Origin of the sequence: Streptomyces sp. NPDC048172, from assembly GCF_043202595.1 — a bacterium.
In the GTDB taxonomy this organism is placed as follows: domain Bacteria; phylum Actinomycetota; class Actinomycetes; order Streptomycetales; family Streptomycetaceae; genus Streptomyces.
This window is the reverse complement of record NZ_JBIDAT010000002.1, coordinates 744,010-760,746: the sequence shown is the minus strand read 5'-3', so window position 1 is coordinate 760,746 and position 16,737 is coordinate 744,010. Positions and strand designations below refer to the sequence as shown.

General features: G+C 73.7%; 18 protein-coding genes. 15 read left to right on the top strand and 3 right to left on the bottom strand.

From position 1 onward, the window contains the following. Nucleotide 1 precedes the first annotated feature (1 nt). Nucleotides 2-1,900, top strand: a complete 1,899-nt coding sequence (locus tag ACGF3A_RS12055) for an ABC transporter ATP-binding protein (RefSeq protein ID WP_393728496.1) — start codon at nucleotides 2-4, stop codon at nucleotides 1,898-1,900. A gap of 121 nt (nucleotides 1,901-2,021) precedes the next feature. Then, nucleotides 2,022-3,113: a rod shape-determining protein gene (locus ACGF3A_RS12050; protein ID WP_393728494.1), complete on the top strand. Its 1,092-nt coding sequence runs from the start codon at nucleotides 2,022-2,024 to the stop codon at nucleotides 3,111-3,113. A 7-nt stretch (nucleotides 3,114-3,120) separates the two neighbouring features. On the opposite strand, the gene ACGF3A_RS12045 is transcribed toward ACGF3A_RS12050, so the two are convergent. Continuing rightward, nucleotides 3,121-3,579, bottom strand: a complete 459-nt coding sequence (locus tag ACGF3A_RS12045; RefSeq protein ID WP_393728492.1) for a Crp/Fnr family transcriptional regulator — start codon at nucleotides 3,577-3,579, stop codon at nucleotides 3,121-3,123. Between the two features lie 136 nt (nucleotides 3,580-3,715). Here ACGF3A_RS12045 and ACGF3A_RS12040 point away from each other — a divergent pair, with 136 nt between their 5' ends. The 12 genes from ACGF3A_RS12040 to ACGF3A_RS11985 all read left to right on the top strand — a co-directional run bounded on the left by ACGF3A_RS12040 (nucleotide 3,716) and on the right by ACGF3A_RS11985 (nucleotide 14,062). Beyond that, a complete protein-coding gene (locus tag ACGF3A_RS12040) occupies nucleotides 3,716-3,925 on the top strand; it encodes a DUF2277 domain-containing protein (RefSeq protein WP_393728490.1) in 210 nt (69 codons plus the stop codon). Between the two features lie 62 nt (nucleotides 3,926-3,987). Beyond that, on the top strand, nucleotides 3,988-4,371 hold the full coding sequence (locus ACGF3A_RS12035) for a hypothetical protein (RefSeq protein WP_393728488.1): 384 nt from the start codon (nucleotides 3,988-3,990) through the stop codon (nucleotides 4,369-4,371). Nucleotides 4,372-4,411: 40 nt separating this feature from the next. After that, nucleotides 4,412-6,751: a protein translocase subunit SecD gene (gene secD, locus ACGF3A_RS12030; RefSeq protein WP_393728486.1), complete on the top strand. Its 2,340-nt coding sequence runs from the start codon at nucleotides 4,412-4,414 to the stop codon at nucleotides 6,749-6,751. Between the two features lie 160 nt (nucleotides 6,752-6,911). Then, the gene (locus tag ACGF3A_RS12025) at nucleotides 6,912-7,214 is read left to right on the top strand and encodes an urease subunit gamma (RefSeq protein WP_393728484.1); all 303 of its coding nucleotides are present in this window, start codon (nucleotides 6,912-6,914) and stop codon (nucleotides 7,212-7,214) included. After that, the gene (ureB, locus tag ACGF3A_RS12020; RefSeq protein ID WP_393728482.1) at nucleotides 7,211-7,492 is read left to right on the top strand and encodes an urease subunit beta; all 282 of its coding nucleotides are present in this window, start codon (nucleotides 7,211-7,213) and stop codon (nucleotides 7,490-7,492) included. The genes ACGF3A_RS12025 and ureB overlap by 4 nt, the downstream gene beginning before the upstream one ends. After that, complete coding sequence (locus tag ACGF3A_RS12015; RefSeq protein ID WP_393728480.1) at nucleotides 7,483-9,198, top strand: urease subunit alpha; 1,716 nt, start codon at nucleotides 7,483-7,485, stop codon at nucleotides 9,196-9,198. The genes ureB and ACGF3A_RS12015 overlap by 10 nt, the downstream gene beginning before the upstream one ends. Nucleotides 9,199-9,208: 10 nt before the next feature. Beyond that, nucleotides 9,209-9,865: an urease accessory protein UreF gene (locus ACGF3A_RS12010; RefSeq protein WP_393728478.1), complete on the top strand. Its 657-nt coding sequence runs from the start codon at nucleotides 9,209-9,211 to the stop codon at nucleotides 9,863-9,865. Then, nucleotides 9,858-10,541, top strand: a complete 684-nt coding sequence (ureG, locus tag ACGF3A_RS12005) for an urease accessory protein UreG (RefSeq protein ID WP_393728476.1) — start codon at nucleotides 9,858-9,860, stop codon at nucleotides 10,539-10,541. The genes ACGF3A_RS12010 and ureG overlap by 8 nt, the downstream gene beginning before the upstream one ends. A gap of 11 nt (nucleotides 10,542-10,552) precedes the next feature. After that, nucleotides 10,553-11,326 carry an urease accessory protein UreD gene (locus ACGF3A_RS12000; protein ID WP_393728474.1) on the top strand — a complete coding sequence of 258 codons (774 nt, stop codon included), beginning with the start codon at nucleotides 10,553-10,555 and terminating at the stop codon, nucleotides 11,324-11,326. A gap of 38 nt (nucleotides 11,327-11,364) precedes the next feature. Continuing rightward, the gene (locus ACGF3A_RS11995; protein ID WP_393728472.1) at nucleotides 11,365-11,871 is read left to right on the top strand and encodes an adenylyltransferase/cytidyltransferase family protein; all 507 of its coding nucleotides are present in this window, start codon (nucleotides 11,365-11,367) and stop codon (nucleotides 11,869-11,871) included. Between the two features lie 494 nt (nucleotides 11,872-12,365). Beyond that, nucleotides 12,366-13,598 carry a PP2C family protein-serine/threonine phosphatase gene (locus tag ACGF3A_RS11990; RefSeq protein WP_393728470.1) on the top strand — a complete coding sequence of 411 codons (1,233 nt, stop codon included), beginning with the start codon at nucleotides 12,366-12,368 and terminating at the stop codon, nucleotides 13,596-13,598. A 32-nt stretch (nucleotides 13,599-13,630) separates the two neighbouring features. Continuing rightward, complete coding sequence (locus ACGF3A_RS11985; protein ID WP_393728468.1) at nucleotides 13,631-14,062, top strand: DNA-binding protein; 432 nt, start codon at nucleotides 13,631-13,633, stop codon at nucleotides 14,060-14,062. A gap of 4 nt (nucleotides 14,063-14,066) precedes the next feature. Here the strand turns inward: ACGF3A_RS11985 and ACGF3A_RS11980 are convergent, their stop codons facing one another. Continuing rightward, nucleotides 14,067-15,209 carry a glycosyltransferase family 4 protein gene (locus tag ACGF3A_RS11980; RefSeq protein WP_393728466.1) on the bottom strand — a complete coding sequence of 381 codons (1,143 nt, stop codon included), beginning with the start codon at nucleotides 15,207-15,209 and terminating at the stop codon, nucleotides 14,067-14,069. Beyond that, nucleotides 15,206-15,670 carry a hypothetical protein gene (locus tag ACGF3A_RS11975; RefSeq protein WP_393728464.1) on the bottom strand — a complete coding sequence of 155 codons (465 nt, stop codon included), beginning with the start codon at nucleotides 15,668-15,670 and terminating at the stop codon, nucleotides 15,206-15,208. Before ACGF3A_RS11975 ends, ACGF3A_RS11980 begins: the two co-directional genes overlap by 4 nt. A 256-nt stretch (nucleotides 15,671-15,926) precedes the next feature. Here ACGF3A_RS11975 and ACGF3A_RS11970 point away from each other — a divergent pair, with 256 nt between their 5' ends. Next, nucleotides 15,927-16,736: a DUF1266 domain-containing protein gene (locus tag ACGF3A_RS11970; RefSeq protein WP_393728462.1), complete on the top strand. Its 810-nt coding sequence runs from the start codon at nucleotides 15,927-15,929 to the stop codon at nucleotides 16,734-16,736. Nucleotide 16,737 lies beyond the last annotated feature (1 nt).

The following is a 16,737-nucleotide window of genomic DNA, read 5'->3' as shown; positions in this document are numbered from 1 at the left end:
CATGAGCATGGAGATGACGGCGTGGAACGCGCTCTACCACTCGACCCACGCCAAACAGGACACCCACCCGTTCTCCGCGGCCACGCTGCGGCGGATCTTCCGCTTCGCGCACCACCACCACCGCAAGCTGTACGCGTTCCTCGCCCTCAGCACGGTCCTCGCCGTCCTCACCGTGGCCACCCCGCTGCTGGCGGGGAGCGTCATCGACGCCATCACCAAGGGCGACACCACCGGCACCGTCCTCGGGCTCGCCGGGATCATCGCGCTGATCGCCGTCGCCGAGGCGGCCGTCGGCATCGTCACGCGCTGGCTCTCGGCCCGCATCGGCGAGGGCCTCATCCTCGACCTGCGCACCGCGGTCTACGACCACGTGCAGCGGATGCCCGTCGCCTTCTTCACCCGCACCCGCACGGGCGCCCTGGTCAGCCGCCTCAACAACGACGTGATCGGCGCCCAGCGCGCGTTCAGCAGCACCCTGTCCGAGGTCTTCAGCAACCTCGTCACGCTGCTGCTCACCCTCGTCGTGATGCTCCGGCTCTCCTGGCAGGTCACGCTGATCGCGCTCGTCCTGCTCCCCCTCTTCGTGCTCCCCGCGCGCCGCATGGGCGCCCGCCTGGCCCGGCTGGAGCGCGAACGCGCCGACCACAACGCGGTGATGAGCACCCAGATGACCGAGCGCTTCTCCGCGCCGGGCGCCACGCTCGTCAAGCTCTTCGGGCGGCCCCAGGAGGAGTCGGAGGAGTTCGCGCGGCGCGCGGGACGCGTCCGTGACCTCGGCGTCCGTACGGCGATGGTGCAGGAGGTCTTCTTCACCGCGCTGATGCTCGTCTCCGCGCTCGCCCTCGCGCTGATCTACGGGCTCGGCGGCTGGTTCGCGCTGCGCGGCTCGCTCGACGCGGGCACCGTCGTCTCCCTCGCGCTGCTGCTGACCCGGCTCTACGCGCCGCTGACCGCCCTGGCCAACGCCCGGGTCGAGGTCATGAGCGCGCTCGTCAGCTTCCAGCGGGTCTTCGAGGTGCTCGACCTCAAGCCGCTGATCGAGGAGAAGCCCGAAGCGGAGGCCGTCCCCGAGGGGCCCGTCTCGATCGAGTTCGACGACGTCCGCTTCAGCTACCCCTCGCCCGACAAGGTCTCCCTCGCCTCCCTGGAGGAGGTCGCCACCCTCGACACCCGGGGCGGCGAGGAGGTGCTGCACGGGATCTCGTTCCGCGCCGAGCCCGGCCAGATGATCGCGGTCGTCGGCTCGTCCGGCGCGGGCAAGTCCACCCTCGCCTCCCTCGCGCCCCGGCTCTACGACGTGGACAGCGGCGCCGTCCGCCTCGGGGGCAAGGACGTGCGCGACCTGACCGCCGCCTCGCTGCGCACGACGCTCGGCATGGTCACCCAGGACGGCCACCTCTTCCACGACACCATCCGCGCCAACCTGCTGCTGCCCCGCCCCGAGGCCACCGAGGAGGAGCTGTGGGAGGCGCTGCGCCGGGCCCGCATGGACGAGCTGATCGCCTCCCTGCCCGACGGGCTCGACACTCTCGTCGGCGAGCGCGGCTACCGGCTCTCCGGCGGCGAGCGCCAGCGCCTCACCATCGCCCGGCTGCTGCTCGCCCAGCCCCGCGTCGTACTGCTGGACGAGGCCACCGCGCACCTCGACTCGACGTCCGAGGCGGCCGTGCAGGAGGCGCTCGGCGAGGCGCTGGAGGGGCGCACCTCGGTCGTGATCGCGCACCGGCTCTCGACCGTACGGGCCGCGGACCAGATCCTCGTCGTCGAGGACGGCCGGATCGTCGAGCGCGGCACGCACGCCGAACTGCTCGCCGCGCACGGGCGGTACGAGCAGCTCCACCGGACCCAGTTCCAGGACGGGGAGCAGGGCACGGAGAAGGAGGTCACGCGAGCCGCCTGACGCTCCCTCACCCTGTCCTCACCCTGTCCTCACCCGACCGGTCCCCTCCGGCGCGCGGCGCCGTCGCGCGGCGCACACGCTGAAGTCGTCGCCGTTTCACCCCCGGAAGGACCGAGCCTCCATGAGCTCCAGCCTTGAGGACCTGCGCCGCTGCTCCGTCGCCGTCGACCTGGGCGCCGCGCGGACCCGTGTCTACGTCAAGGGCGCGGGTCTTCTCGTCGACCAGCCCTCCGTGGTCGCGGTCAACACCTTCTCCGGCGCGCTCATCGCCGTCGGCGACGCGGCGGAGCGGATGGACGGCCGTACGCCGCAGCACATCCGCGTCGTCCGGCCGGTCTCCGGCGGGACCGTCGTCGACATCGACATGGCGCAGCGCATGCTGCGCTCCCTCGTCGGCGAGAAGCTGCGCGGCATCGCCCGCCGCCGGGCGCTGCTGCGGGCCGCCGTCACCATCCCGCACGACGCCGACCCGCTGGCCCGCCGTGCCGCGTACGAGACGCTGACCGGCGTCGGGGCGCGGCGCGTGGAGCTGGTCGACGCGCCGACCGCCGCCGGGCTCGGCTGCGGGCTGCCCGTCGAGCAGCCCGAGGCGACCATGATCCTGGTCTGCGGCGCGGCCACCACCCAGGTCGCCGTCCTCTCCCTCGGCTCGATCGTCGCCGCGGGCACGGTGAGCCTGGGCGGCGACACCATCCACCAGGCCGTCGTCCAGTACGTGCGCAACCAGCTCGGGCTGCTGCTGCCCAGCCAGGCCGTACGCCCGCTGCACCTCGCGCTGACCGGCGGCGACGCGCAGGGCGAGACCGCGGAGGTGCTCGGCAGGGACGTGGTGACGGGGCTCGCGCGGACGGTCCGTATCGACCCCGCCGACGTACGGGGCGCCATCCAGACGCCGCTCACCGGGCTCACCGACACCATCCGCGCCGTCCTGCACCGCTGCCCGCCCGACCTGGTCGCCGACCTCGCCGAGCGCGGCATGGTGCTCACCGGCGGCAGCGCGCTGATGCCGGGCCTGGCGGAGCGGCTGCGCGACAGCACGGGCATGACCGTCCACGTCGCCGACCAGCCCGAACTGAACCCCGTCCAGGGCCTCGCGGCGATGCTGGAGGGCCGGGTGGGTCCGGCCCGGCTTGGCGCTGCGCGGGACGAGACGGAGGCGGACGTGAAGGCGGACGTGCCCGAGGCCGAGGCCGGGGTCCAGGCCCCTCAGTAGCCTTCCCCTATATACGGGAGTGCGGCGCGTACGGGCCGAAGAGGTCGATCAGGCGTGTGCGGGACCGGTGCAGGCGCTCGCCGATCACGGCCGCGACGGCGCGCGTGAGGGCCAGGCCCAGGCCCTGGTCCTCGTCGCACAGCACCCGCACCGAGTGCGCGTCGAACTCCAGCGCCCGTACCGGGCTCGCGGCCTCGGAGCCCAGCGTCCAGACGTACGGCGGGAACATCCAGTGCCAGCCGAGCAGTTCGCCGTGGCGGACGTTGTCGATCACGACGGTGCGGTGCCCCGGCACATGCATGTCGAGGGTGGCCGTCCCCGTGTGCAGGATCCAGAAGCGGTCGGCGGTCGCGCCCTCCTCGAAGATCCGTTCCCCGGACTCGAAGGCGACCTCGCGCCCCAGCGCGCGCAGCCTCTCCCGCTGTTCCGGTGCGAGCTCCCCGAGCAGCCCGGACATGGTCTGCATGGCGACACCTCCCCATAACCGGCATTTGCGCACGTCACGGTCCATTCACGGTACATCGCCTCACCCGGACGGGCGAGCGAGGAGAGCGGGCGGCGAGCGGGCGCGGGTGTCGTACCCCCGGCGTACGGTCGTTCCCATGTGCCGAAGCATCAAGACGCTGCGCCCGCCGTACGCCGAGATGGTCACGGAGGAGGACATGCGCGCCGCCGCGCTCCAGTACGTCCGCAAGATCTCCGGCTTCCGCCAGCCCGCCGCGCACAACGAGGAGGCGTTCGACGCCGCCGTGGAGAAGGTGACCGCGGCGACGCAGGAGCTGCTGGACGCGTTGGTCGTCCGGGGACGGTGAGCGGGCGCCATCCGTAGGATGGGCCGTTCACACTCGGACGGTCAGGGAGAGAGGGGCGGCGCATGGTGCGGCGGTTCCTCGCTCTGCTGGCTCTTCTTCTCGCGTGCGCCGCGGGCGGAGGCTCGGCCTCCGCTGCCCCGTCGGCGCCGGTGGCCCCGGTCGCCGTCACCTCGCAGGCGCAGGCCCACTCCGGATCCGGCGGCCAGACCAGCAGCCGGAGCCGCCAGGCGAGCGAGCAGCACGCGGCGGGCGTCAGCGCGACGGCGCCGCACGAGGTGCGCCCCCCGCTCCTGCCGCCCGCGCACGCCGCGGCACCGGTCCGCGCCTGGGCGACGCCCCCGCTGACCGGCCGGATCGCCGAGCGGCCCGGCAAGAGCCGCGCGCCGCCGTCCCACTCCCACTCGCCGCGCAGCACGCGCGGGCCTCCCGCCACCACGAGCAGTTGACGCGTCCCGCACGCCTCTCGTCCTCTCGTGGAGTTCACCCATGTCTTCCCGCACCTCGCGTGCGCCCCTCTGGCGTGCGCTGATCGCTCTCGCCGTCGTCGGCGTCTCACTCTTCTTCGCCCTCACCACCCCCGCCCGCCTGGGACTCGATCTCAAGGGCGGGACGCAGATCGTCCTGGAGACCAAGGACGCGCCCTCCGGCGTACGCGCCGACGCCGGGGCGACCGACCGGGCGCTGGAGGTGCTGCGGCAGCGCGTCGACGCGCTCGGCGTGGCCGAGCCCTCCCTCTCCCGCTCCGGCGAGAACCGGATCGTCGTCGAGCTGCCCGGGGTGCAGGACCCCCGTGAGGCCGCGAAGGTCATCGGCCGTACGGCGCAGCTCACCTTCCACCCCGTCGAGGGTGCGGTGGCCGAGCGGAAGAAGGGCGACGACCGTACGCTCGCCGATCCCGACGCCAAGGGCGCCTACCTGCGGCTCGGGCCCTCCACGCTGACCGGGGACGGGGTGAAGGACGCCGAGCCCCAGTTCGACAACCAGCAGGGCAACGGCTGGAGCATCGGGATCGACTTCCGGGGCGGCGCCAAGGACAAATGGGCGGAGCTGACCGGCGAGGCGGCCTGCGCGCCTGCGGGTGACCAGAAGCGGCGCGTGGCGATCGTGCTGGACAAGAAGGTGATCTCGGCGCCGAACATCCAGCAGGACGTCGCCTGCAAGGCAGGGATCAAGGGCGGCTCCACGCAGATCACCGGCAACTTCAGCGACTCCGAGGCCCAGGACCTCGCCGCGCTGATCAAGGGCGGCGCGCTGCCGGTGCCCGTCGAGGTCATCAACCAGCAGACCGTCGGCCCGGCGCTCGGCGCCGACGCCATCGAGGCGAGCGCGAAGGCGGCCGTGATCGGCCTGGTGTGCACGGGGCTCTTCGTGATCGCCGTCTACCGGCTGCTGGGCGCGCTGGCGACGGTCGCGCTCGCGCTGTACGGGCTGATCTCGTACGCCGCGATCGTGGCCCTCGGCGCGACGCTGACGCTGCCGGGGCTCGCCGGGTTCGTGCTCGCGATCGGCATGGCCGTGGACGCGAACGTTCTCGTCTTCGAACGGGCACGCGAGGAGTATCTGCGGCCGACGCTGCGGGACAAGCGCCGGAGCGATCGCCGGGGCGATCTGAGCGGCCCGCTGCGCAAGGGCTTCGCGCACGCCTGGACCGCGATCGTCGACTCGAACGTCACCACGCTGCTCGCCGCCGGGCTGCTCTTCTTCTTCGCCACCGGCCCCGTGAAGGGCTTCGGGGTGACGCTCTCGGTCGGCGTGCTGGCCTCGATGATCTCGGCGCTGGTGATCACGCGGGTGCTGGCCGAGTGGGCGGTGCGCCGGGGCCCCGTGCGGCGGCGGCCCGGCATCACGGGCATGGCCGCGGCCTCCCGCTTCCGGAGCTGGCTGGCCGAGCGCAGGCCCCGGCTCGCCTCCCGGGCCCGGGTCTGGCTGACCTCGGGGGCGGCCCTGGTCCTGGTCGCGCTGGCCGGGGTCGGGCTGCGGGGGCTGGAGTTCGGCGTCGAGTTCACGGGCGGACGGCTCGTGGAGTACAGCACGACGAAGACGGTGGACGCCGACACCGCGCGCGACGCGATCTCCGACGCGGGCTTCCCGCGCGCGGTCGTGCAGGAGTCCGGGGACGGCGACATCTCCGTACGGACGGAGAAGCTGAGCGACGACGAGCAGCAGACGATGCGCGCGGCGCTGGAGCCCGCGGGCGGCGAGGTCACCGTCGAGCGCGACGAACTGGTGGGGCCGAGCCTCGGCAGCGAGCTGCGCGACAAGGCGCTGATCGCGCTGGGCGTGGCGGTGGGGGCGCAGCTCCTCTATCTGAGCGTGCGCTTCCGCTGGACGTTCGCGACGGCCGCCGTGGTGGCGATGGTGCAGGACGTGCTGCTGGTCGTGGGGCTCTTCGCGTGGCTGGGCAAGCCGGTGGACAGCGTCTTCCTGGCCGCGCTGCTCACGGTGATCGGCTACTCGGTCAACGACACGGTCGTCGTCTTCGACCGGCTGCGCGGCATGCGGCGCGCGGACGGCAGCGCGAGCGGCAAGCCCGCCACCCCGCTGCCGGAGCTGGCGGACCAGGCCGTGCTCCGTACGGTCCCGCGCACGGTCAACACGGGCATGGGCGCGATGTTCATCCTCGCCGCGCTGGCGGTGCTGGGCGGCGACTCGCTGACCGACTTCGCGGTGGCCCTGCTCGCGGGCGTCACCTTCGGCATGGGCTCGACGGTCTTCACGGCCACGCCGCTGGCGGTGCTGCTGGAGCGGTGGAAGCCGGCGCCGGCGAAGTCGGAGGAGGCGCGGCCCCGGGAGCGGCGACGGGAGGACACCGGCGCCGTCGTGTGACCGGACCGTGTGACCGGATCTTTACCTTGGTTTTTTGCACCCTATGCCCGTATATAAGCGGGCATAGGGGCAAAAGCAGACTTCTTGCGGTGCTTTACAACTTGCCGGATACAAGGAAACAGAGCTATAAGAGAGACGTCCTTTCGGAGGTTTCCTTTTCATGTTGCTCACTCCTGCCGACACGGAGAAATTGCTGCTGAGCGTCGCCGGAATGGTGGCCAGGGACCGATTGTCCCGGGGAGTTCGGCTCAATTATCCGGAGGCCGTGGCCCTGCTCTCGTGCTGGGTCCTGGAGCGGGCGCGCGAGGGCGCGGGCGTCCTGGACCTCATGACGCGCGGGCGCTCCGTGCTGTCCCGGGACGACGTGCTGGACGGCATCCCCGAGATGCTGCACGACGTGCAGGTCGAGGCCACTTTTCCGGACGGACGCAAGCTCGTCACGCTGACGGAGCCGATCCCGTGACCCCGGGCGAGATCCGTACGGGCGAGGGCTGGGTCGAGCTGAACGCGGGCCGCGAGCGGCGGACGGCACGCGTCACGAACACCGGCGACCGGCCCGTGCAGGTCGGCTCGCACCTGCTGTTCACGGACGCCAATCCGGCCCTGGAATTCAACAGGGCGGCGACCGGTGGATTCCGGCTCGACATTCCCTCCGGGACCTCGCTCCGATTCGAGCCCGGAATCGCGACGGATGTCGTACTGGTCGAATTCACAGGGAGAGCGCGGCAGAAATGCGACTGACCAGAGAGGCGTACGCCGCGCTCTACGGGCCCACCACGGGCGACCGGATCCGGCTCGGCGACACGGACCTGTGGATCGAGGTCGAGGAGGACCGCTGCGCGGGCGGCGACGAGGCCGTGTTCGGCGGCGGCAAGTCCCTGCGCGAGTCCATGGCCCAGGGCGGCGTGCCGCACGCGCGCGGCGCGCTCGACCTCGTGATCACCAACGTCGTCGTCCTCGACCACTGGGGCGTCGTCAAGGCCGACGTCGGCGTGCGCGACGGCCGCATCGTCGCGCTCGGCCACGCGGGGAACCCCGAGACCGCCGGCGAGGAGATCCACCCCCGGCTCCTCGTCGGCCCGGGGACCGACGTGATCTCCGGCGAGGGCCGCGTCCTCACCGCCGGGGCCGTCGACACCCACGTCCACTTCCTGATCCCCGAGACCCTGCACGAGGCCCTGGCCACCGGCACCACCACCGTGATCGGCGGCGGCACCGGGCCCACCGAGGGCTCGAAGGCGACGACCGTGACGCCGGGCCCGCGCAACCTCGCGATGATGCACCGCGCCCTCGACCGGGCCCCCCTCAACGTGCTCCTCTTCGGCAAGGGCAGCACCCGGGGCCCGGACGGCGACGAAGCACTGCGCGAGCAGGCCCTCGGCGGCGCCGCCGGGTACAAGGTGCACGAGGACTGGGGCGCGGGCCCCGCCGCGATCGACGCGGCCCTGCGCGCCGCCGAGGCGTACGGCCTCCAGGTCGCGCTGCACGCCGACAGCCTCAACGAGGCCGGGTACGTCGAGGAGACCGTCGCCGCCATCGCCGGGCGCGGCATCCACGTCTTCCACGCCGAGGGCGCGGGCGGCGGCCACGCGCCGGACATCATCACGGTCGCCGCGCACGCGAACGTGCTGCCCGCCTCCACCAACCCCACGCTGCCGCACACCGTCAACACCGTCGCCGAGCACCTCGACATGCTGATGGTCTGCCACCACCTCAACCCGCGCGTGCCGGAGGACCTGGCCTTCGCCGAGTCCCGGATCCGGGCGACGACGATCGCCGCCGAGGACGTGCTGCACGACCTGGGCGCGCTGTCCATCACGTCCTCCGACGCGCAGGCGATGGGACGGGTCGGCGAAGTCATCTGCCGCACCTGGCAGGTGGCCGACCTGATGAAGGCCCGCTTCGGGCGCCGTGCCGGCGACACGTCCCTCGCCGACAACGCCCGCGCCCGCCGCTACGTCGCCAAGTACACGATCAACCCCGCCGTCGCGCACGGCATCGACCACGTCGTGGGCTCCGTCGAGCCGGGCAAGCTGGCCGACCTCGTGCTGTGGGAGCCCGCGTTCTTCGGCATCAGGCCCGCCGCCGTGATCAAGGGCGGCATGGTCGTGCACGCGCCCGTCGGCGACCCCAACGCGGCGATCCCGACCACCCAGCCCGTCCTGCTGCGCCCCTCGGCCGCCGCCGCTGCCGCGCCGCACCTCTCCGTCAGCTTCGTCGCGCCCGCCGCGCTGGAGGACGGCCTCGCCGGGCGCCTCGGCCTGGAGCGCGAGCTCGTGCCCGTACGGCCGACACGGCACCTCACCAAGGCCGACCTGCCGAACAACACGGCGACGCCCGCGATCGACGTGGACCCCGAGACGTTCGACATCCGCATCGACGGGGAGCTGGTGAAGCCGGAGCCCGCGCACGAGGTACCGCTCGCCCAGCGGTACAGCCTCTTCTGATGAGGCGCTGATGAGCCCGCTGGCCTCGCTCCTGCTGGCCGACGGACGCCTGCCGGTCGGCTCGTACACGTACAGCGCCGGGCTCGAACCGGCCGTCGCCGCCGGGCTCACCCGCGACCGGGTCCCCGCGCTGCTGCGGGCCCGGCTGCGCACGGTGTGCGTGACGGAGGCGGCGGCCACGGTCCTGGCACTGCGCGCTGGCGGCCTCGGCGAAGCCGACTACGGGGCGGTTCAGCGCGCGCTCGCGGCGCGTACGCCGACCGAGCCGCTGCGGGAGGCGTCCGTGGCACTCGGGCGGGGGGTGCGGCGGCTCGCGCGGCGCCTCGCGCCCCGCCATCCGGCGGTGACGGGCCTCCCGTCCCGCCCCTACCGCCCCGTCGCGCTGGGCGCGCTGGGCGCGGCGCTCGGCGTCGGGGAGGAGGAGCTGGCGCGGGTCGCGGTCTACGACGACCTCCAGGCCGTCGCCTCCGCCGCGCTCAAGCTGCTGCCCGGCGACCCGCTCGACTCGGCCGCCTGGCTGCTGGCAGCCGGGCCGGACGTCGAGGCGGCCGTGGCCGAGGCCGTGGCCGTACGGACGCCCGGCGGCCTCCCGGCCCGCTCGGCGCCGCTCACCGAAGAGTGGGCACTCGCCCACGCACAACGAGAACGGAGACTGTTCCTTGCATAGCCCCGACCCTGTCGTCCCCCCGCTGCGGCTCGGCGTCGCCGGGCCCGTCGGCACCGGCAAGAGCTCGATCCTCGCCACCCTCTGCCGCGCGCTCGCGGACGAGCTGGCGATGGCCGTCGTCACCAACGACATCTACACCGACGAGGACGCCCGCTTCCTGCGCTCCGCCGGGGTCCTGCCCACCGAGCGCATCCGCGCCGTCGAGACCGGCGCCTGCCCGCACACCGCGATCCGCGACGACGTGAGCGTGAACCTCGACGCCGTCGAGGACCTCGCGGAGGCGTACGGTCCGCTCGACCTCGTCCTCATCGAGAGCGGCGGCGACAACCTCACCGCGACCTTCAGCCCCGCGCTCGCCGACGCGCAGCTCTTCTGCCTCGACGTCGCGGGCGGCGGCGACGTCGCGCGCAAGGGCGGCCCCGGCATCACGGGCGCCGACCTGCTGGTGATCAACAAGACGGACCTCGCGCCGTACGTCGAGGTCGACGTGGACCGCATGGTCGCCGACGCGCGCGCGGCGCGGGACGGCGCGCCCGTCCTCGCGCTCTCGAAGAACGACCCGGCCTCCGTCGCCGAACTCGCCGACTGGGTACGCACGCTGCTCGCCCGGCACCGCGCGGGCGAGCACACGCCGGTGGACCCGGGCCCGATGGCCCCGCACTCGCACGCGCACTGAGGTCTTGGGCCGTGGAGACCGTGATCGCCGTCGAGCGCGACGGCGAAGGGCGCCACCTCGCGCGCGAGCTGCGCACCGGCGACCTCCTCGCGCCGCGCCCGCTCCACTCGCCGCCGGGCGGCCCGCTGCGCCTCGCGCTCGTCGGCACCCACGCCGGGCTGCTCGCGGGCGACGCGCTCGCCCTGCGCGTCGAGGTCGGACCCGGCGCGCGGCTGGAGCTGACGGAGGCCGCGGGCCTCGTCGCCTACGACCACCGGGGCGGCCCCGCGTCCTCCTGGAGCGCCGAGGTACGCCTCGGCGAGGGCGCGGAGCTGTGCTGGCCCTCGCGCCCGTTCGTCGTCTCCGACGGCGCGCACGTCGAACGCCGCCTGACGGCCAACCTCGCGGAGGGCGCCCGCATGCGCTGGCGCGAGCTGCTGTCGCTGGGGCGTACGGGCGAGACGGGCGGCGCGGTACGGACGCTCACCCGCGTGAGCTACGCGGGCGCCGAACTCCTCGTCGAGGACCTGGACCTGCGCGACCCGGGGCTGCGGGCCCTGCCCGGCGTCCTCGGCCTGGGCACGGGGGCCGGGGCGGTGGCGCGATGCGTCGGCGCGGTCGCCGCGTTCGGGACGGTGCCGCTCCCCTCCCTCCCCCTCCCCCATCTGACGCGCCTCGCGGGGCCCGGCGCGCTCTGCCGTGTGAGCGACACCACAGCCCCTCCGGTCGAAAACGCACTCGACCAGGCATGGGATCTGCTCGCGGGCGAGGCCCGCTCCGGCGGGGCCGTGCCCGCTCATGGTTGACTCGACAGTGCCGAACGGATCGCAGACGAGGTGGGGCCGTGCAGGAGCTACGACTGGAGTGGTGGACGCCCGAGGAGCCGCAGGCAGCGCCCGTGGGCGCCGCCGTGGTGACCGGAGTGTTCGACCTGCTGCACGTCGGGCACGCGCGGTTCCTGGGGGCCGTGCGTGAGCGGGCGGTCGCGGCCGGGCTCGGCGGGCTGATCGTCGGCGTCGAGGACGACGCCCGTACGCGCGCCTGGAAGGGGCCCGACCGTCCGGTCAACTCCGAGAACGAGCGTGCCGAACTCCTCGCGGCGCTGCGGGTGGTGGACGCCGTGTGTCTCGTCCACGGCGACCCCACGGTGGTCGACTGGCAGTCCTACGAGCGTGCGCTCGTCCCGCTGCGGCCGGGGGCGCTCGCCTTCACGGAGGGGGATCCGCATGCGGACGCGAAGCGGCGGGCGGCGGCCGAACTCGGTGCCCACGTCTGGGAGATCCCCCTCGTAGCAGGCCGCTCCACCACCCGCCTCCTCTCCACGACGTCGGCGGAACCCCCGGCAGCCTAGAGAGCCCTCCTCTGCTTGTGCCTTGCGGGCAGAGACTGCCCCGTTCCGTGCATCGCCGGGCGCGCCTGCGCTGTGGCTGGCCGCGCAGTTCCCCGCGCCCCTAACGGGGCACCTTCGCTTCTCCCTCCACCCCTGCGAAGCTTGGGAAGTCTGCGCAAGGCGCAGGGTTGGCAAGCGCAGCCCCCCACGCCGGGTGCCCCGCGTACAAGGGCCGCGCCCGGGGTGCCCCGGGCTGTGCTTCGCGGGCCGCGCCCGCGTCGTGGCTTGGCGCGCAGTTCCCCGCGCCCCTAGGGAGAAGGGGCAAGCCCCGACGTCTTGGACCCGGCGCGCCCACGCGGCGGAGCCGCAAAACAAGCACAGGCCCGCGCCCCTTAACGGGCAAGCCCTGACCCGCGGCGGAGCCGCACTACGAATACAGGGGAGGGCGTCAGCCCTCGGGGGTGGGGACGTTTGGCTCTACCGGGGGGTCGGGGGCGGATTGGAGGGTCGGGGGTATGCGACGCACCACGTGGGCCCAGGGGCCCCAGCTGGGCACGGCGCACGCCGTCCGCAGGACACGACTGGGAATCGCCACACTCGCGACGGCGACCGTAGGAGCCGTGCTCGCACTGGACGCCCTGACGCCCGCCGACTTCCGGCCCCGTTCCCTCCTGTGGCTGCTGCCCTTCGTGATCGCGATGGTGTCGTCGTGGGTGGTGACGGCGTTCACCGCCGTCGTGGTGGCGGCCGGCTGGGGCGTGCTGTACGTGTCGACCCCCGGGAACGCGGGCCAGGACCACTGGTCGCTGGTGGGGACGACGGTGGCCGCCGCCTCGGGCGTACTCGCGGTCGTACTGGCGCGGAGCCGTACGCGCGCGGAGGAGCGGTTGGCGGACGTCGACGCCGTCGCGGAGGCGAGCCAGCGGGCGCTGATGCGGCCGATGCCGGACCGGTTCCTGGGGCTGCGGCTGGCGGACGCGTACCTCCCGGCGGCCCGCGCGGCGCGCGTCGGCGGCGACTGGTACGACTTCCAGCCGTCCCCGCACGGCACCCGCATCGTGCTGGGCGATGTGAGCGGGAAGGGGCTCGCGGCGGTGTCGGCGTCGGCGGCGCTGCTGTCCGCGTTCCGGGAGGCGGCGTTCCACGAGCCGGACCTCGCGACGGTCGCGGACCGGCTGGAGACCCGGATGCGGCGCCGGAACCTGTGGGACCGGCACGTGGCCGGGGAGGAGGACGGCGAGGACCTGTTCTCGACGGGCCTGCTGCTGAACGTCGACGAGCGTGACGGCGTCCTCGACGTGCTCAGCTTCGGCCATGAGCCGCCGCTGCTGATCCGCGACGGCCGGGTCACCCGCGTCCCGGCCGAGCCCGGCCTGCCGCTGGGCATGGCCCCGCTGGGCACCCCGGGCACGGCGGAGCCGTACCGGCTGCGGTTCCGTCCCGGGGACCTGGTCCTGATGACGACCGACGGGGTCACCGAGTGCCGGGACGCGGACGGCGCGTTCTACCCGCTGGAGGAGCGCGTGGCGGCGCTCGCCGCCGAGGGCGTCGGCTCGCCGGGCGAGCTGGTCGACCGCCTCCTCACCGACCTGGCGGCGCACCGCACGGGCGCCCCCGAGGACGACACGGCGGTCATCGCCGTCCAGCGCACGGCGGTCCGCGCGGAGTCGCCGCTCACGGACGACCCGGAGTTCGTGCGGCTGTACACGAACACGTATACAAACAAAGTGTTTGCAAGTAGTCGTTGACAACGACACACACCCTCGCACACGCTGGGCGCATGGAGACGACGCCCGACCCCTTCGCGCCCCCGCACCCCGACCAGGCCCGCGCCGAGCGCGTGCACGCCTCGCTGTTCCGTATCGCGGAGCGGCACGCGGCGAGCGACGCGCAGCGCGCCCGTCAGACGCACCCCTCCGTGCTGTCCCCGCACGAGGCGGTGCGGCTCGTGTCGTTCCTGCTCAGCGGCGTGGCCCGGCGCGAGGAGGGCGAGCCGGAGGTCGACAGGGCCGACATCACCGCGGCCCTGACCCTGGTGCCGCGCGCCCGGGGCGACATGGACGAGCTGGAGGCCGGGCTCCTCCAGATGGCCCGGGGCCGCGGGATGACCTGGCCCGACATCGCCTTCGGCCTCGGCCTCGGCACCCCCCAGGCCGCCCGCCAGCGCTACGAACGCCTGGTCAGCCGCACGGAGCCGGAGGACGCCTCCTAGGGCTCTACGGGTCCGCGGTCAGTTCCGTGAGTAGCCGTTCCCAGTGGGCGCGGACGCGGGCTGTGCTGTAGCGGCGGGCCGAGGTGAGGGCGCGGGTGCCGAGGGCGCGGCGGGCTTCGGGGCGTTCGACGAGGAGGCCGAGGGCCTTGGTCAGGGCCTCCGTGTCGCCGGGCGGCGAGACGAGGAGGCCGTCGCCGCCCGTGATGATCTCCCGGGGCCCGACGGGGCAGTCGAAGCTGACCGGCGGTACGCCGTGGCTCATCGCCTCCGCCAGGACCATGCCGAAGCCCTCGTGCCGCGAGGCCAGCGCGAAGACCGACGCCTTGGCCATCTCCCGCTCCAGATGCGGGGTGAGGCCCATGAGGTGGACGTGGTTGTAGAGGTGGAGGCGGTGGATGAGGGCGAGCAGCCGGTCGCGCTCGGGCCCGGCACCGTAGATCCGCAGCCGCCAGTCGGGGTGCCGCCCGGCGATCGGTGCGAAGGAGCGGATGAGGATGTCGAAGCCCTTCGTCCGCACCAGCCGCCCCGCGCTGAGGATCAGCGGACGGTCGAGCGCCGAGCGCAGCGGCTCGGTGTCCGGCAGCGGGTTGGGGATCTGCTCGACGCGGACGCCGGAGCCCGCGAGCCGCTCCTCGTACGTCCGCCGGTCGGCGGCCGTGAGGACCGTGACGGCGTCCAGCCGCCGGTACCAGTGGTCGATCTGGCGGGCGAGCTCGGGCCCGTGGTGGCCGTAGTGCAGATGCTCCTGGCCGACGCGGAGGACGCCGGACGGCGCGAAGCGGGCCGCGAAGAGGTTGAGCGCGGGCCGGGTCGTGATCAGGACGCCGCCGTCGAGGCCGCGCAGATGGCGCACGAGGCGCCGGTCGGAGAGGCGGCTGAAGCGGTCGTACTTCCCGTCGGCGGGCTCCGCCAGCCTGCTCGGGCGCGCGGCCAGCCGGGCCGTACGGGCCGTGAGCGCCGTGTCGTCCACCAGCGCGCGCAGCCGGATGTCCGGGTGGAGGGCGAAGCGGGGCTCCGCGCGGTGGCGGCGGACGCTGGTGAGCTCCACCTCGTGCCCGGCGGCGGCCAGCGCGTTCGCCTGGTTGACGACGGTGCGGACGGTACCGCCGACGGCGTACGCGTTCAGCAGCAGGAAGCGGATCCTCATGGCGCCGCCCGTCCGCCGTCCCGTCGGCACGCGAGCGAGAAGTTGTCCCGCACCGTGAAGTAGGGCTCGACGGCGGTCCCGTGGGCGTGCTGCACGGGGTAGCGGAAGATGTGCTTCTTGCCCCGTACGTCGTCGAGGTGGCGGCCGACGCGCAGCAGCCGTGCGCCGCCCTCGGGGATCAGGTAGAGGTCCCAGGTCCACGAGCCGGTCGCGGAGTCCTCGCCCGGCTCCCTCACCAGCGGCTCCAGCGGCACCGTCGCCGTGAACTCCCGGCCACTCCCCTCCGCCGCCACCCGCAGCTCCTCGCGGTGCCGCGCGGCCCCGCGCGTCCTGAGCAGCAGCGTCGCGGCCCCGGCCGACGCCCCCACCAGCGTCAGCCGCAGCGTGATCCGGCCGTCGCGCGGCCAGACCTCCACGACCTCCGCGCACGGCAGTGCGACGGAGGAGTCCGCTTCATCCATGTCTGCCCCCCCTTCCCCTTGCCCGCACCTTAGGAAAGCCGGGGCCGTCGGGCGACGGGAAAGTGAGACACCCGGAAATCGCGACGGCCCGCACGTTTTACGTAGTGGATTCCGTAGTTCTACGGATGTCGCGGCGCGCGCCCTCCGGCAGGCTCGACGGGCGTGCCGAGCGGACCCCCTGCCGCTCGGCACCGACACTCTCCGGCCGACGACCGACGACCGACGGCCGGCGACCGACGACCGACGACCGACACGGATGGGAACGGACCGCGCGCGCATGGGCCTGCTGGGCAGATTCAAGAACTTCTTCGACACCTCGTTCAACGTTCTGGAAGGCGCCCCCGCGCTCTCCCCCGAGCAGGACAGAGGGCTGGCGCTGGGCGCGGTGTACGCGGCCGAGGGCCACCTGCCGGTCAACGCGCCCACCATGGAGGCCGATCCGCGTACGGCCGCCAAGCTGGCCAAGGGCCCCTGGGGCACCACCGACAACGCCTCGGCCCACGCCACCTACCGCTACCTCCTCGACGGCGGCCACCAGCGGATCTACGCGCTGATGCTGCTCCACCTCGAACCGTGCCTCGCGGCGCACACGGGCGGCGGGCGCCGCGACCTCAAGGAGGCGCTCACGCGGGGCACTCGGGAGCTGACGGCCCTCGCCCCGCGGCACGGGCTCGACCCGAAGCAGGCCGAACGCTGGTTCACCAACAGCGCCACCTACTTCGGCCTGCGCGCCAAGCACACCGCCGGGTGGGAGCGGCTGCCGCGCTCGATCGCCGCGTGGGACGCGGCGCGCGTGGTGCACACCAGCCGGATCTTCCTCGACGCGGGCTTCGTACGTCCCGAGGAGGCGTGGTCGGCGATCGCCGCCGCCGTGGACCTCTCCCGTCCCGCGTACCGCTCGTGGGAGGAGTTCCAGCACGCGTTCGTCATCGGCCGTCTCTTCTGGCAGCACGACGCCAAGGGCTGCGACATCGAGGGCCTCAACGACGACAGCCGCAAGTTCCAGGAGGCCGGAAAGGAGCTTCTCACCAGGGACGACAGCCCCTGGACCCGGCTCCCCTGGTGAC

Bases quoted from the DNA above. Each gene is read 5' to 3' on its own strand.
- ACGF3A_RS12055 (WP_393728496.1), top strand. From the start codon at position 2: ATGAGCATGGAGATGACGGCGTGGAACGCGCTCTACCACTCGACCCAC.
- ACGF3A_RS12050 (WP_393728494.1), top strand. From the start codon at position 2,022: ATGAGCTCCAGCCTTGAGGACCTGCGCCGCTGCTCCGTCGCCGTCGAC.
- ACGF3A_RS12045 (WP_393728492.1), bottom strand. From the start codon at position 3,579: ATGCAGACCATGTCCGGGCTGCTCGGGGAGCTCGCACCGGAACAGCGG.
- ACGF3A_RS12040 (WP_393728490.1), top strand. From the start codon at position 3,716: ATGTGCCGAAGCATCAAGACGCTGCGCCCGCCGTACGCCGAGATGGTC.
- ACGF3A_RS12035 (WP_393728488.1), top strand. From the start codon at position 3,988: ATGGTGCGGCGGTTCCTCGCTCTGCTGGCTCTTCTTCTCGCGTGCGCC.
- secD (WP_393728486.1), top strand. From the start codon at position 4,412: ATGTCTTCCCGCACCTCGCGTGCGCCCCTCTGGCGTGCGCTGATCGCT.
- ACGF3A_RS12025 (WP_393728484.1), top strand. From the start codon at position 6,912: ATGTTGCTCACTCCTGCCGACACGGAGAAATTGCTGCTGAGCGTCGCC.
- ACGF3A_RS12015 (WP_393728480.1), top strand. From the start codon at position 7,483: ATGCGACTGACCAGAGAGGCGTACGCCGCGCTCTACGGGCCCACCACG.
- ACGF3A_RS12010 (WP_393728478.1), top strand. From the start codon at position 9,209: ATGAGCCCGCTGGCCTCGCTCCTGCTGGCCGACGGACGCCTGCCGGTC.
- ACGF3A_RS11990 (WP_393728470.1), top strand. From the start codon at position 12,366: ATGCGACGCACCACGTGGGCCCAGGGGCCCCAGCTGGGCACGGCGCAC.
- ACGF3A_RS11985 (WP_393728468.1), top strand. From the start codon at position 13,631: ATGGAGACGACGCCCGACCCCTTCGCGCCCCCGCACCCCGACCAGGCC.
- ACGF3A_RS11980 (WP_393728466.1), bottom strand. From the start codon at position 15,209: ATGAGGATCCGCTTCCTGCTGCTGAACGCGTACGCCGTCGGCGGTACC.
- ACGF3A_RS11975 (WP_393728464.1), bottom strand. From the start codon at position 15,670: ATGGATGAAGCGGACTCCTCCGTCGCACTGCCGTGCGCGGAGGTCGTG.
- ACGF3A_RS11970 (WP_393728462.1), top strand. From the start codon at position 15,927: ATGGGAACGGACCGCGCGCGCATGGGCCTGCTGGGCAGATTCAAGAAC.